The sequence below is a fragment of the Sphingomonas sp. Leaf198 genome (assembly GCF_001424005.1).
GTDB lineage: Bacteria > Pseudomonadota > Alphaproteobacteria > Sphingomonadales > Sphingomonadaceae > Sphingomonas.
In genome coordinates this window covers 714618-728921 of the sequence record NZ_LMPX01000001.1, presented here as the reverse complement: position 1 = coordinate 728921, position 14304 = coordinate 714618, and the positions used below count along the sequence as shown (strand labels likewise).

General features: G+C 65.4%; 13 protein-coding genes and 2 tRNA genes. 8 read left to right on the top strand and 7 right to left on the bottom strand.

Going from position 1 to position 14304, the window contains the following annotated elements:
* Positions 1 to 30: 30 nt before the first annotated feature.
* The 3 genes from ASG20_RS03370 to gap all read right to left on the bottom strand — a co-directional run bounded on the left by ASG20_RS03370 (position 31) and on the right by gap (position 2823).
* Positions 31 to 1221: a phosphoglycerate kinase gene (locus tag ASG20_RS03370; protein ID WP_056048495.1), complete on the bottom strand. Its 1191-nt coding sequence runs from the start codon at positions 1219 to 1221 to the stop codon at positions 31 to 33.
* The gene (locus tag ASG20_RS03365) at positions 1218 to 1679 is read right to left on the bottom strand and encodes an MOSC domain-containing protein (RefSeq protein WP_056048492.1); all 462 of its coding nucleotides are present in this window, start codon (positions 1677 to 1679) and stop codon (positions 1218 to 1220) included. The genes ASG20_RS03370 and ASG20_RS03365 overlap by 4 nt, the downstream gene beginning before the upstream one ends.
* A 133-nt stretch (positions 1680 to 1812) precedes the next feature.
* Positions 1813 to 2823 (bottom strand): type I glyceraldehyde-3-phosphate dehydrogenase, encoded by a 1011-nt coding sequence (gene gap / locus ASG20_RS03360; RefSeq protein WP_056048489.1) that lies wholly within the window; start codon positions 2821 to 2823, stop codon positions 1813 to 1815.
* Positions 2824 to 2967: 144 nt separating this feature from the next.
* Between gap and ASG20_RS03355 the strand changes: the two genes are divergently transcribed.
* The 4 genes from ASG20_RS03355 (at position 2968) to ASG20_RS03340 (ending at position 4405) form a co-directional block, all read left to right on the top strand.
* On the top strand, positions 2968 to 3162 hold the full coding sequence (locus ASG20_RS03355; protein WP_181321090.1) for a hypothetical protein: 195 nt from the start codon (positions 2968 to 2970) through the stop codon (positions 3160 to 3162).
* Positions 3162 to 3470 carry a cell division protein ZapA gene (locus tag ASG20_RS03350; protein WP_056048487.1) on the top strand — a complete coding sequence of 103 codons (309 nt, stop codon included), beginning with the start codon at positions 3162 to 3164 and terminating at the stop codon, positions 3468 to 3470. The genes ASG20_RS03355 and ASG20_RS03350 overlap by 1 nt, the downstream gene beginning before the upstream one ends.
* Before the next feature lie 204 nt (positions 3471 to 3674).
* Positions 3675 to 4208, top strand: coding sequence for a 5-formyltetrahydrofolate cyclo-ligase (locus ASG20_RS03345; RefSeq protein WP_056048483.1), 534 nt, complete (start codon positions 3675 to 3677; stop codon positions 4206 to 4208).
* Entirely contained in the window at positions 4205 to 4405 is a 201-nt protein-coding gene (locus ASG20_RS03340) for a DUF2842 domain-containing protein (RefSeq protein WP_056048481.1), read from the top strand. The genes ASG20_RS03345 and ASG20_RS03340 overlap by 4 nt, the downstream gene beginning before the upstream one ends.
* A 307-nt stretch (positions 4406 to 4712) precedes the next feature.
* Here ASG20_RS03340 and ASG20_RS03335 read toward each other — a convergent pair.
* The 4 genes from ASG20_RS03335 to ASG20_RS03320 all read right to left on the bottom strand — a co-directional run bounded on the left by ASG20_RS03335 (position 4713) and on the right by ASG20_RS03320 (position 8206).
* Positions 4713 to 4789 (bottom strand) — tRNA-Asp (locus ASG20_RS03335).
* Between the two features lie 85 nt (positions 4790 to 4874).
* A tRNA-Asp gene (locus ASG20_RS03330) sits at positions 4875 to 4951 on the bottom strand.
* Positions 4952 to 5005: 54 nt separating this feature from the next.
* A complete protein-coding gene (locus ASG20_RS03325) occupies positions 5006 to 6154 on the bottom strand; it encodes an AI-2E family transporter (protein ID WP_231420396.1) in 1149 nt (382 codons plus the stop codon).
* 345 nt (positions 6155 to 6499) lie between these two features.
* Positions 6500 to 8206: a class I adenylate-forming enzyme family protein gene (locus ASG20_RS03320; protein ID WP_056050361.1), complete on the bottom strand. Its 1707-nt coding sequence runs from the start codon at positions 8204 to 8206 to the stop codon at positions 6500 to 6502.
* A gap of 193 nt (positions 8207 to 8399) precedes the next feature.
* Here ASG20_RS03320 and ASG20_RS03315 point away from each other — a divergent pair, with 193 nt between their 5' ends.
* From ASG20_RS03315 to ASG20_RS03300, 4 genes are all read left to right on the top strand, one after another.
* Positions 8400 to 9620 (top strand): serine hydrolase domain-containing protein, encoded by a 1221-nt coding sequence (locus ASG20_RS03315; RefSeq protein WP_056048479.1) that lies wholly within the window; start codon positions 8400 to 8402, stop codon positions 9618 to 9620.
* A 116-nt stretch (positions 9621 to 9736) separates the two neighbouring features.
* Positions 9737 to 11767 carry a 3-hydroxyacyl-CoA dehydrogenase NAD-binding domain-containing protein gene (locus ASG20_RS03310; RefSeq protein ID WP_056048476.1) on the top strand — a complete coding sequence of 677 codons (2031 nt, stop codon included), beginning with the start codon at positions 9737 to 9739 and terminating at the stop codon, positions 11765 to 11767.
* A 4-nt stretch (positions 11768 to 11771) separates the two neighbouring features.
* Complete coding sequence (locus tag ASG20_RS03305) at positions 11772 to 13109, top strand: amidase family protein (protein WP_330218654.1); 1338 nt, start codon at positions 11772 to 11774, stop codon at positions 13107 to 13109.
* Between the two features lie 4 nt (positions 13110 to 13113).
* Positions 13114 to 14295, top strand: coding sequence for an acyl-CoA dehydrogenase family protein (locus ASG20_RS03300; protein ID WP_056048469.1), 1182 nt, complete (start codon positions 13114 to 13116; stop codon positions 14293 to 14295).
* Positions 14296 to 14304 lie beyond the last annotated feature (9 nt).

Sequence of the window (14304 nt, the reverse complement as noted above, 5' to 3'; positions counted from 1 at the left end):
TGTTAAACATAGCTCGGATGCACACGTACTTCAACCGTGGAGCGCGGCGACCCCTGGAAGCGTCTTGCCTTCCATCCATTCCAGGAACGCGCCGCCCGCCGTCGAGACGAACGTGAACGCATCCGCGACGCCAGCGTGATTGAGCGCCGCAACCGTATCGCCGCCGCCGGCGACCGAGACGAGCGATCCGCCTTCGGTGAGTGCCGCAGCGGTCTTTGCGAGCGCGACGGTCGCCTTGTCGAACGGCGGCGTCTCGAACGCACCGAGCGGACCATTCCACACCAACGTGCGGCAATTCTTCAGCACGTCGCCGAGAGACTCGACCGCGGCCGGACCAACGTCGAGAATCATTTCGTCGGCGGCGACTTCGTGCACGTTGACCGTACGGGTGGCGGGGTTCGGCTTGAACTCCTTGGCGACCACGACGTCGTACGGCAGGTGAACCGTGCAGTTCGCCTTGTCCGCAGCTTCCATGATCTGTTCGCAAACGCTCGCAAGCTCATGCTCGCAAAGGCTTTTACCAACATCGACGCCGCGTGCCGCGAGGAAGGTGTTCGCCATACCGCCGCCGATGATCAGATGATCTACCTTGGTGACGAGATGCCGCAGCACGTCGAGCTTCGACGACACCTTCGCGCCACCGACGACTGCCGCAACCGGATGCTCGGGCTCGCCAAGAGCCTTCTGGAGCGCGTCGAGTTCAGCTTCCATCGCGCGGCCGGCAAAGGCGGGCAATACGTGGGCAAGACCCTCGGTGGAGGCATGCGCGCGGTGCGCCGCCGAAAAGGCATCGTTGACGTAGAAATCGCCAAGGCTTGCAAACCGCTGGACGACCGCTGCGTCGTTGGTCTCCTCGCCACCGAAGAAGCGCGTGTTCTCCAGCACCGCGATATCGCCGGGCTCAAGCGTCGCGACAGCGTCATCTGCCCCTTCCCAATCGATGTAGCGGACTTCACGGCCGAGCACTTCGCTATACGGCTTCACGACCTGCGACAGCGAGAATTCAGGGCTCGGCACGCCCTTCGGACGACCGAAATGCGCCAGGACAAGGACGATCGCGCCCTTGTCGGCGAGTTCGCCAACCGTCGCGACGGTGGCGCGCAGGCGGGTATCGTCGGTGACATGCCCCTCTGCCATCGGCACGTTGAGGTCTTCGCGGACGAGCACGCGCTTACCCTGGACATCGCCCATATCGTCGAGCGTCTTGAATGGCTTGGTCATGGTTCTTCGATCCTGATCTCATCACCGACGGCGATTCTGCCGCCCATCAAAACTCGGGCACACGCCCCGCCCCGCCAATCCGGCGTCAGCGCAGCGAACAATCCTGGCGCCAGTGCATCCATGCGGTCGCACGGATCGGTGTGGCGCGTCACCTCCAGCACGACGTCCGCGCCGATGCGCAGCCGCGTGCCGGGTATCTGGGGAAGATCGAAGCCGTCGACCAGCAGATTGGCACGTCGCTCGTACCACGGAATATCGCGCCCGACTTCGGCCATCGCCGCGTCCCAGTCGCCACGTTCGAGCAACGTGACCTGCCGCCGCCCCTTGCCGCCGGGCTTCACGCGACCGCGGAAGTCGCCGTGCAAGCCAGCCTCGATGGTGATCTCGACATCGTCGATAACCTCCATCGGGGCTTTGGCGCGGGCGTGGCGCGCGATGCCGGCAATCGTGCTGACCATCGTTAAGGCCTGGGGCCGGGCCACCGCCCCCTCCCCGTTCGTGTCGAGCGCAGTCGAGACACCATCTGTCACGGGAGACGACTTCTCGACTGCGCTCGAAGCGAACGGGAGAGGAAGTACATTGATCGCAGGCTTAGATGAACTTCGCCATCGCGGTCGCCGTATCGACCATGCGGTTCGAGAAGCCCCACTCGTTGTCATACCAGCTCACGACGCGGACCAGCTTGCCGTCGATCACCGCGGTTTCCAGGCTGTCGATCGTCGACGATGCCGGGGTATGCTGGAGATCGATCGAGACGAGCGGCTCGTCCGACCAGTCGAGCACGCCGACCAACGGGCCGCTCTCGGACGCCGCCTTCAACACCGCATTCACCTCTTCACGCGTCGTATCGCGCGACGGCGTGAAGGTCAGGTCGATCAGCGATACGTCCGGCACCGGCACGCGGATCGCCGAACCGTCGAGCTTGCCCTTCAGCTCCGGCAGCACTTCGGCAACCGCACGTGCGGCCCCCGTAGTCGTCGGGATCATCGACATCGCCGCAGCACGCGCGCGACGCAGGTCGGGGTGGATCTGGTCGAGGATCTTCTGGTCGTTGGTGTACGCATGCACGGTCGTCATCAGGCCGCGCTCGATGCCGATCGCATCGTTCAGCACCTTGGCGACGGGCGCGAGGCAGTTGGTGGTGCACGACGCGTTCGAGACGATCGTGTGCTCGGCGGTCAGCTTGTCATGGTTGACGCCGTAGACGACGGTCAGGTCGACATTCTTGCCCGGTGCCGAGATCAGCACCTTCTTCGCGCCGGCATCGAGATGCTTCTGGCAGCTCGCCTTGTCGGTGAAGAAGCCGGTGCATTCCAGCACGATGTCGACGCCCAGCTCGGCGTGCGGAAGATTGGCGGGGTCGCGCTCGGCGGTGACGCGGATGCGCTTGCCATCGACGACCAGCTCGTTGCCCTCGGCCGAAACCTCACCCGGATACTTGCCGTGCACGCTGTCGCGCTTGAACAGCCAGGCGTTCGACTTGGCATCGCCGAGATCGTTGATCGCGACGAGTTCGAGTGCGCCGTTCGACTGTTCGAGTACCGCGCGGGCGACGAGACGGCCGATGCGCCCGAAACCGTTGATCGCAACCTTGACCGTCATTGCTGTCTCTCCGCTACGCCCGCGAGTCCGTTCCGGGCGCGCAGCCTTTGCGGGGCGGTGGGGCGCCCTGTCAACACCGTGGATGGTGATGGGTTTCGCCTAAACCGACTTGTCGCACCCCCCGTCCATGCTATCTCGCATGGCATGTCAGAAACACTTCCCGACGGACCAACCGCCGTCGAACGGATCGACGCCGCGATCGCACGGATCGAATCCGCCATTGCAGCCCGCACCGAAGCCGGCGACGCGCTCGCCAAGCGCCACGCAGCGCTCAAGGCGCGGATGGCCGAAGCCGTCGCCGCGCTCGACGACGTCATCACGCGTGGGAGCCCGAACTGATGGCCCAGGTCATGCTCGATATCGGCGGCCGTCCCCACGCCGTCGCCTGCCGTGACGGCGAAGAGTCGCGCGTCCGTCTGCTGGGCGCGATGGTCGCCGAACGCTGGGCCACCGCGGACCGCGCGGCGGGCGGCCTCAGCGCCGAGCGCGCAATGCTGTTCGTCGCGCTGATGCTCGCCGACGACCTTGACGAAGCCGCGCACCGGCCACCTGAAGGTTCGGCGGTCAGCGAGATCGCCCTGACCAGGATCGCAGATCGTCTCGAAGGCCTCGCACAAGCCCTTGAGCTTAGTCCCCCCAACGCCTAGATTGGCTGTGGCGGGTTCTGCCCGGTACGAGCCTTTATTATCCCTGAGGCTATTCATCATCCATAGGGGGCTGTCCCTGTTAGGATCCTGGTCCGAAGCACATGGTCCCCACCTGACGTACCGTGCGTCAGTGGATAACCCGGCACACGGCCATGGTGGGCCCGCCACACCACCATCTTCCCCCTATCTCAGGGTCGCAAGCGCATGACCGACAAGAGCGCGCTGAGAGCCTCGCTCCGCGCCGCGCGGGAAGCGTCCCCGCCGGTCGAGCTTCCTGTGCCGTCGGCGTTTATGGCACGGCTGAAACCTGGATTGACGGTCGCCTCCTACGTCCCGTTCGGGGGCGAAGCGGACCCCTCGCCCTTCGCGCGCGCCGCGGTCGATGCCGGATGCGTCATTGCCCTGCCCCATGTCGTCCGTCGGTCGTTGCCGATGCGTTTCCTGTCCTGGGCGACCGAGGCAGCGCTGATCGCAGGTCCATTCGGGTTGCACCAGCCCGCCGAGGACGCGGCCGAACTCGAACCCGACATCATCCTGACGCCGCTCGTCGGCTTCGATCGCAGCGGCAACCGGATCGGCCAGGGCGCCGGCTATTACGACCGCGCCTTCCTCGTCCACCCGAACGCCTGGCGCGTCGGGGTTGCGTTGTCGGTGCAGGAAGTCGACACCCTGACCCCAGACCCGTGGGACGTCCCGCTCCACGCCATCGCCACCGAATCAGACTGGATCACGCCATGACGCCAACCTGGCGCAAACCCGTCGGCATGCTCGGCATCTTGCTACTGATCCTGGTGTGGTGCGTGGCTATCGTCAGCCTGTCCAACATTGTCGGCAGCTGGCACTGGCTGGGGCAACTGGTGTTCTACCTGTTCACCGGCCTGATCTGGATAGCACCGCTGAAACCGGTGCTGCGCTGGATGGAGCTCGGGCGGTAACGCCTGCCACCGGCCGCTCTGCTCGACACGCTCTTCGACCCTCCGGGTGTCGCGAAACACGCCCCCACCCCCGTTCGTCCCGAGTAGCCATCGAGTAGCCGCGCAGCGGCGTATCGAGAGGGCGTATCGAAGGACAGGTTGGCGCGCGGAACTCATGCTTCGATACGAGACCTCGATACGCTCCTGACGGAGCTACTCGGTCTCTACTCAGCACGAACGGAAAGGAGTTGGTGGCCCCGGTTTATCGACGAGACGGAATGCTCTAGGCATTTGAAAACCTAAATAGGGTCTCGGCCACCCATCAGGGTGGCGCGAGTGACGGGACTCGAACCCGCGACCTCCGGCGTGACAGGCCGGCGCTCTAACCAACTGAGCTACACCCGCATTCCCAATGACGAACCTTAGCGACCCTAGGGCCACGCGGGAAGGCTCGTCAAAACCTCAACACAATCTCGAACCACCTGAACGATGGCGCGAGTGACGGGACTCGAACCCGCGACCTCCGGCGTGACAGGCCGGCGCTCTAACCAACTGAGCTACACCCGCTGAAACAGCGTGGAGGCGGCAACTAGGCGAGGGTTCGGATACCGTCAACCCAAATTATCCGCCCGTTTCACGTTGTGCCTCGGGCGGATCCCCACGACGACGATTTCGCCCGGTCTTGGGCTGCACCAATGTCCCGTGCTCGAACAGGAACCCGGCGATATCGGGCTTGCCAGCGGCCTTCACGATCGTCTGGATGATGATCAGCAGCGGCACCGCGAGCAGGGCGCCCGACGTGCCCCACACCCATCCCCAGAAGCTCAGCGAGATCAGGATCAGCAACGGACTGATCGTCAGCCGATGCCCGACGACGAATGGCGTGATCGCGTTCGCCTCGACCAAGTGCAGCCCATACATCAGCGCGGGCGGCAGCATCGCCATCCAGATGTCCGAGAACGTCATCAGCCCGCCCAGCGCGAGCAGGAACGCCCCGATCACCGGCCCGAAATACGGTATGTAATTGAGTAGCGCGACGATCCCGCCCCACATCGCCGGATAGGGCATGCCGATGAACCACAGCGCGACGCCGGTGACGATCCCCAGGACGATGTTGATGAGGGTAATCGTGCCCAGATACGCGGACACGTCGTCGACAATGTCTTGAATCACTCGCGCGGTGGCCATCGCGCCGTCGAAGCTGGTGCGGCCGGTGATCGTCTGGCGACGCATCCGCGTCCAGCCCGAGAGGAAGAAGAACACGATCAGCACGCCGAACAGGAATTGCACGATGACCGCCGGCGCCGACGTCGCCGCGAGTTCGAGGATCGACCCCGGCGCGGCGACGCCTGCGGTCGCCGGCTGCTTGATCGGCGTCGATGCAACCTGTCGCAGCGTCTTGTTCACGTATTTCTCGAGGCTCGAATACAAATCGAGCAGCGGCGCGAGATTGCTCTGGATCCGGTCGAGCCGCGTCGGCAGCAGGCGGAAGAAGTCGGTCGCAGGCACGAGGATCGCGGCGATCGCGATGTTCGCCGCGATCAGGAACACCAGCAGACACAATATCGCGGCTAGCGGCGACGGTACGTGACGCCGCTCGAGCCATTCCAGCACCGGCACCAGCGCCACCGAGATCACGAGCGCGATCGTGAGGGGCAGGAAGAACTCCGCGCCCGATTTCAGCGCGAACGGCGTGGCGAGGATCAGCCCGACACCGGCAGTCAGCGTCAAGGCCGCCAGCAACCGATCGCGACGCTGCGCAATTCGCATCGCATCCTCGACCCCGACCGCGATCGGCAGCCCGAACGCACTCTCGGCCGGCGGACCTTCCGCAACGGTGCTGCCCCCGCCCTCAGGCTGATGCATTTCCTGGCGAAGACCCTCGTCCGTCATGGCAATTCCTTTGCCACTCCCATCCCGTAAACGCGGTCGGCATTCAAGCGGTGCGCGGTGCCGGCGCGATGGAATTCCTCGAAAAGCGCGGTATGTCCGACCGAGACACCCGCCCTTCGTCATCCTGACGAAAGTCAGGACCCAGAGCCAAACAGCGCTGCGCTCCGTTACCCTGGGTCCTGACGTTCGTCAGGATGACGCAGAGGTAGTGCTCGCCGAGCCCTACGCCGACACCCCCACCCGGTCCTCGAACAGCACCTGCAGGTCCTTCTTCAGGATCTTCCCGTTCGCATTCCGCGGCAACGTCTCGTGCACGAAGCGCACCGCGACCGGCGTCTTGAACGCCGCCAGATGCTGCCGCACCCAGCCCTGCAACTCCGCCTCGGTCGTCACCGCCCCCGGTGCGAGATGGACCACCGCAGCCGGCTCCTCGCCGAGGATCCGGTGCGGAATGCCGATCAGCGCCGCGTCGGTCACCGCGGGGTGCGCGTAGAGGACGTTCTCGACCTCGCTGGAGTAGATGTTCTCGCCGCCGCGGATGATCATGTCCTTGGCGCGGTCGACGATGTAGCAGAATCCCTCGTCATCCAGGCGGGCAAGATCGCCTGTCCGCACCCAGCCGTCGACAAAGGTCGAGGCGGTCGCGTCGGGCTTGTTCCAATAACCCTTCACGATCATCGGGCCGCGTGCCCAGAGTTCGCCGACCTCGCCCAGAGGCATCTCGGTCACGCAGTCGTCCGCCATGATCTTCAGGTCGGCCGCCGCGACTGGTGGCCCCGCGCTGGTCGGGCGGTTGAGGTAATCCTCGCCGCCGTGATGCGTGACGGTCGCCATGGTCTCGGTCATACCCCAGCCATTGCCGGGCATCGCGCCGAACTCGGCATGGATGCGCTTCACCAGTTCGGGGGCAGCGGGTGCGCCGCCGTACGCGATCGATTCGAGCGAGGAGAGGTCGTATTTCTCGCGGTCGGGATGCTCGAGCAACTGCCACGCGATCGTCGGCACGCCGCCCGTAATGTTGACCTTCTCGCGCTTGATGATCTCCATCGCGCGGATCGTGTCCCATTTTCGCATGAAGATCATCGTGCTGCCGGTCGCGATCACCCCCATCATCCCCGCCGAGCAGGCGGTGACGTGGAACAGCGGAATCACCGTCAGCGTCACGCGCGGCGTCGGTTCGGGCGGTGCCTCGCCGCGGCGCAGGAACGAGCGCGCCGAGGAAAAGCCGCCCGACAGGATGTTCGACATCATGTTGCGATGCGTGCCGAGCGCCCCCTTCGGTGCGCCGGTAGTGCCGCTGGTGTAGAAGATCGTCGCATCGTCGTCGGGCGCGATCGTCGCCTCGGGCAGACCGACATCGGGCAACGCAGCCCAGTCGTGCGGCGTGCCGATCACGTCCTCCAGTCGCGTCACGATCCCCGTCAGCGGCTCCGCGGCGCGCGCGACGAACACGTGCTCCAGCGCCGGCAGCGTCGCATAGGCCGCCTCCAGCCGATGATGTCGCTCGTCATCGGTGACCACTACGCGTGCGCCCGAATCGGCGAGGCCGTATTCCATCTCCGCGCCGGTCCACCACGCGTTGAGCGGCACCATGATCGCGCCGATGCTCGCGCCCGCAAAGAACGCGACCGGCCATTCGGGCAGGTTGCGCATCGCCAGCGCCACGCGGTCGCCGGGGCCGATCCCCATCTCACGCAACCGGTGCGCCAGCACCGCGATCGCGCGAAAGTTCGCTTCGTAGGTGACGCGCTCGTCCTCATACGCGGTGAAGACCCGGTCGCCATGCGCACGCGCCGCCTCGGCCAGCCAGCGCAGCGACGGCGGCGCGTTCTTCCAGATGCGCGTCTCGATGCCGTCGATCGTCAGCGTCTCCATCTCGAACTTCGCGCCTGGGGCGGTCAGCAATCGCTCGGCATCGGCGAGCGACATCGCCGGCCAGGAGGGATCGAGTGCGATGATCGGTTCGCTTGCCAAGACCGGTTGACTCCAGAGTTGAATTTCGGGTTTGGCTTATCGCCTGTTCGAAGACAGGTTATAGTTGATTCCCGCCGCACTCAAGGCAATAGAGGCACCAAGTTCGAACTAGGGGTATGGAGCGGGTCATGACACGGACGGTCGAATCGTGAAAATCGCTGAACCTGCCGCGCACGGCTTCGATGCGAGCCGGTTGGCGGCAATCGATACGCTGCTCCAGACCCGCTACATCGATTCGGGCAAGCTGCCGAACGCGCAGTTGCTGATCGCGCGCGACGGCGAGATCGTCCATTTTTCGAACGCGGGCGCGGCGCGTGAGGGCGGCAAGAGCGTCGACGAAGGTTCGCTGTTCCGGATCGCATCGATGACCAAGCCGATCACCTCGGTCGCGTTCATGATGCTGGTCGAGCAGGGCCTCGTCGCGGTCGATACGCCGGTCCACCATGTGCTGCCCGAGTTCAAGGATATCGGCGTCTATGACGGCGGCGGCGGCGGCGTGCCGTTCGTGACCAGGCCGACCGCCGAGCCGATGCGGATGATCGACCTGCTCCGCCACACCTCGGGGCTGACGTATAGTTTCCAGAACCGGTCGAATGTCGATGCCGCCTACCGCGAGGGCAAGATCGAGAGCTGGCATGGCGGGTATGACCTCGACGGGTTCATCGGTGCGCTGGCCAGGATCCCACTCGAATTCTCGCCCGGCACCGCGTGGAATTATTCGGTCGCGACCGACGTGCTCGGCGCGGTCGTGCAGCGCGTGTCGGGCCTGCCGCTCGACCAGTTCTTCAAGACACGCATCTTCGCGCCGCTGAAGATGGACGACACCTTCTTCCAGGTTCCCTCCGAGAAGCTCGATCGCCTGACGGACTGCTACACGCTGGCGCCCGGCAAGGGTCGCGTGATGTACGATCGCGGGGCGGAGAGTGCGTGGAGCCGGCAGCCCAAGCTCGTGTCCGGCGGCGGCGGGCTTGTCTCGACCGCGCTCGATTACCACCGGTTCAATACGATGCTGCTGAACGGCGGCGAGCTCGAAGGCGCGCGTATCCTCGGACGCAAGACTCTGGACCTGATGACTCAGAACCATCTGCCCGGAAAATCCGATCTCGCGGCGATGTCGAAGTCGCTGTTCAGCGAGGCGTCGAACGCGGGCACGGGGTTCGGGCTCGGGTTCGCGATCACCGACGACGTCGCGAAGACGATGGTGCCGGGATCGAAGGGCGAGTTCTACTGGGGCGGGATGTTCTCGACCGCGTTCTTCGTCGATCCCGTCGAACGGCTGTCGATGGTGTTCATGACACAGCTTTCGCCGAGCAGTGTCTATCCCATCCGCCGCGAACTGAAGACGATGATCTACGCCGCGATGACCTGATCCCCCAACGGCCGTCATCCCGGCGGACGCCGGGACCCAGGGCCGCACGCACAATGAATTTGGCTCTGGGTCCCGGCGTTCGCCGGGATGACGGGGCCGGCACAGGAGAAGACCTTATGACCAGCCCGATCCGCACCGAACGCCATGACGACGTGCTCGTCATCATCTCGAACAATCCCCCCGTGAACGCGCTCGGCGCAGCGGTCCGCCAAGGCCTCGAAGCGGCGATCAAGGAAGGCGTTAACGACGACAGCGTCACCGCGATGGTGATCCGCTGCGACGGCCGCACGTTCTTCGCGGGCGCGGACATCACCGAGTTCGGCAAGGAGATGGTCGAGCCCGGCCTGCCGACCGTCGTCGACATGATCGAGGCGTCGTCGAAACCCGTCGTCGCGGCGGTTCACGGCACCGCGCTCGGCGGCGGCTGCGAAGTGACGCTCGGCTGTCATTACCGCGTCGCGGTCCCCTCGGCGAAGATCGGCACGCCCGAAGTGAAGCTTGGCCTGCTCCCCGGCGCAGGCGGCACGCAGCGTATCCCGCGCATTGCCAGCGTGAAGCTCGCGCTGGAGATGACCGCGAAGGGCGATCCGATCTCGGCGAAGACAGCGCTCGATGCCGGACTGATCGACAAGATTGTCGGCGAGGATAGCCTCGAAGCCGATGCCGTCGCTTTCGCGCGCGAGATCGCGAGCAAGCGTCCCCTGCCCCGTGCGTCCGAGAAGACCGCGCAGGCCGATCCCGATGCAGTCGCCGCGTTCAAGAAGGAAAACGCGCGTCGTTTCCGTAACTTTGACGCGCCGGCCGCCAACATTGCTTGCATCGAAAAGGCCGCCGACGGCTCCAGCTTCGAAGAGGGCATCGCGTTCGAGCGCCAGGAATTCATGAAACTCATGATGGGCGTGCAGTCGGCCGCACAGCGCCACATCTTCTTCGCCGAACGCCAGGCCGCCAAGATCGACGACGTTCCGGCAGACACCAAGCTGCGCGAGATCAAGCGCGTCGGCGTGATCGGCGCGGGCACGATGGGCGGCGGCATCTCGATGAACTTCCTGTCCGCGGGTATCCCGGTCACGATCGTCGAGATGCAGCAGGAGGCGCTCGACCGCGGCACCGGCGTCGTGCGGAAGAACTACGAGGCGACCGCCGCGAAGGGCCGGATGAAACCCGAGCAGGTCGAGCAGGCGATGGGCGCGCTGAAACCGACGCTCGACTTCGCCGATCTGGCGGAATGCGACCTGATCATCGAGGCGGTGTACGAGACGATGGAGGTGAAGAAGGAGATCTTCACCAAGCTCGACGCGATTGCCAAGCCGGGCGCGATCCTGGCGTCGAACACGTCGTATCTCGACATCGACGCGATCGCGGCCTGCACCAAGCGGCCCGAGGACGTGGTCGGCATGCACTTCTTCTCGCCGGCCAACGTGATGAAATTGCTGGAAGTAGTACGCGGCGACAAGACCGCGGACGACGTGCTGGCGACGGTCATGGCGCTCGCGAAGAAGATCAAGAAGGTCGCCGTGGTGGCAGGCGTCACCTACGGGTTCATCGGCAATCGCATGCTGATGCCGCGGCAGGTCGAGGCGACCAAGCTGCTGCTGGAAGGCGCGAGCCCGGAGCAGATCGACAAGGTCCATGTCGCGTTCGGGATGCCGATGGGGCCGTTCCAGATGAGCGATCTGGCCGGTGTCGACATCGGCTGGCACCGCGATCCGAGCCGGATCGAGAACATCCGCGATGCGCTGGCGGCGGAGAACCGCTGGGGCCAGAAGACCAAGGCGGGCTTCTACGATTACGACGGGAAGCGGACGCCGTCGAACTCGGCACGCGTGACCGAGATCATCGACGATTTCCGCAAGAAGTCGGGCGTGACGCCGCGCGAGATCAGCGACGAGGAGATCGTCGTGCGGACGCTCTACACGATGGTCAACGAAGGCGCGCTGATCCTCGAAGAGGGCAAGGCACAGCGCGCGTCGGACGTCGATGTCGTGTGGATCTACGGATATGGCTGGCCGGTGTACCGCGGCGGGCCGATGTTCTGGGCGCAGTCCGAGGGGTTGCCGAAGGTCGTCGCGGGGCTGGAGAAGTATGGTTTCCCAGTGGCGAAGTCGCTGAAGGACGCGGCGGCATCGGGTGGTCGACTGAAGTGATCGGTTGCGGTCGTTTCTTTCGGGCAACCGCGCTCTGATGGAGCGGTCCGCGCTCCAGACGGCGTCGGCGATCCGTGCGGGCGAGACGACCGCGCTCGCCGAGTGCGACGCGGCGATCGCGCGGATCGAGGCGCGCGATGGTGCGATCAACGCCGTCGTCGTCGGCGATTTCGCGCGGGCGCGGGAGGCGGCACGCGCGCTCGATGAGCAGGGTCCGGACGACCGGCCGCTGTTCGGCGTCCCGATGACGGTCAAGGAATCGTTCGACGTCGCCGGCTTGCCTACCAGCTGGGGAGTCGGGGTCCACCGTGACAATATCGTCGACCGCGATGCCGTGGCCGTCACGCGGCTGAAGGCGGCGGGCGCGGTGATCCTCGGCAAGACCAACGTGCCGGTGCGGCTGAGCGACTGGCAGGCGGATAACCCGATTCACGGCCGGACGAATCATCCCATCGATCCGACGCTGACACCCGGCGGATCGTCGGGTGGTGCCGCGGCGGCGCTCGCGTCGGGGATGATACCGCTCGAGCTCGGCTCGGACATCGGCGGCTCGATCCGCGTGCCGGCCGCGTTCTGTGGCGTCTGGGGGCACAAGCCGACCTATGGCGCGCTGTCGGACATCGGCCACCGCGTGCCCGGCACCGATGGGGCGAGCGCGGTTCTCGGCGTGATCGGCCCCCTCGCGCGCAATCCCGAGGATCTGGCCGTTGCGCTCGACATCCTCGCCGATCTTCGGCTGCCACGTCCCAGCGTCGATCTTGCCCGGCCGCGCATCCTGCTGCTGACCGCACATCCCGCGGCGCGCGTGGATGCGTCGATAGTATCGGCGATCGAGCATGTCGGCGAGGCGCTGGGCCGCTCCGGCGCTACTGTTTCGCATGCCGTGCCACCGATCGACCTCGCCGCGCAGCATGCCGACTATATGCGGATGCTCGGCATCGCGATGACCCGCGGCGGACCCGCGCGCGACGGCAAGGTCGCGACGCTGTCGCACTGGTTCGACCTGCTCGATTCGCAGGCGCGGTTGCAACGCGCCTGGGGTGCGCTGTTCGAGCAGTTCGACGCGGTGATCGCGCCGGCGAGCGGCGTGAACGCCTTCCCGCACATCGCCGAGCGCAACGTCGCGCGGCGCACGCTCTCGATCAACGGCGAGGATACCCCGTTCGGCGTCGAGTTCGCCTGGGCGGGGCTCGCCACCTTCCCCAATCTGCCCGCGACCAGCGTGCCCGTGGGGACCAACCCGCGCGGCCTGCCGATCGGCGTGCAGGTCATCACCAACCGTTACCGCGACCACGACGCGATCGCCGTCGCCGCGCTGTGCAATCGACTAAGCAGGAGCTGATCCGATGTCCGACCTCGATACTTTCCGGTCCGAAACCCGCGCGTGGCTCGCGGAGAATTGCCCGCCCGAGATGCGCAAACCGGTGCGCTCGGAGGACGACGTCTGCTGGGGCGGGCGCCAGTTCAAGCCGTCGTCGCTGGCGCAGAAGGAGTGGCTCGACAAGATGGCCGCCAAGGGCTGGACCGTGCCAGATTGGCCCAAGGCCTATGGCGGTGGTGGATTGTCACCTGCCGAAACCAAGATCCTGCGCGAAGAGATGGCGGCAATAAAGGCGCGTAACCCACTCAATTCGTTTGGGATCTCGATGCTCGGGCCGGCATTGCTGAAATACGGCACCGAGGAGCAGAAGCTCGATCACCTGACCAAGATCGCGCGGGGCGAGATTCGCTGGTGCCAGGGGTATTCGGAGCCGAATGCGGGGTCGGACCTCGCCGGGCTCGCCACCTCGGCGGAGGACAAGGGCGATCATTACCTCGTCAACGGACAGAAGGTGTGGACCTCCTACGCCGACAAGGCCGACTGGATCTTCTGCCTCGTCCGTACCGACAAGACGTCGAAACAGGGCGGGATCAGCTTCGTGCTGTTCGACATGGCGTCGCCGGGCGTCTCGACCAAGCCGATCCTGCTGATCAGCGGCAATTCGCCGTTCTGCGAAACGTTCTTCGACAATGTCGAGGTGCCCAAGGTCAACCGCGTCTACGAGGAGAACAAGGGCTGGGACGTCGCGAAGTATCTGCTCGGGCATGAGCGCGAGATGATCTCGGGGATGGGCCTCGCATCGAGCGGCGGCAACCCGCTGATAGATGGGGCGATCGCGACTGTCGGGCTCGGGCATGACGGGCGGCTGGCTGATCCGCTGCTGCGCGCATCGATTGCTATGTTCGAAGTGCGGGCGAAGGCGTTCGGGGCCATGTCCGAGCGATTCATCGACGAACTGAAGGCGGGCAAGGCGCACCCGGCCCAGCCGAGCATGATGAAATATTACGGCACCGAGCTGAACAAGGGTCGGTACGAATTGATGATGGCGGCCGGCGGGTCGGATGCGCTCGAATGGGATAGCGAGCGGTCGCGTGGCGGTGCGATTCCGCGGTCTTGGCTGCGCACCAAGGCGAACTCGATCGAGGGCGGGACGAGCGAGATCCAGCTCAACATCATCGCCAAGCGGATCTTGGAATTGCCGGCGTAATTCCCTCGC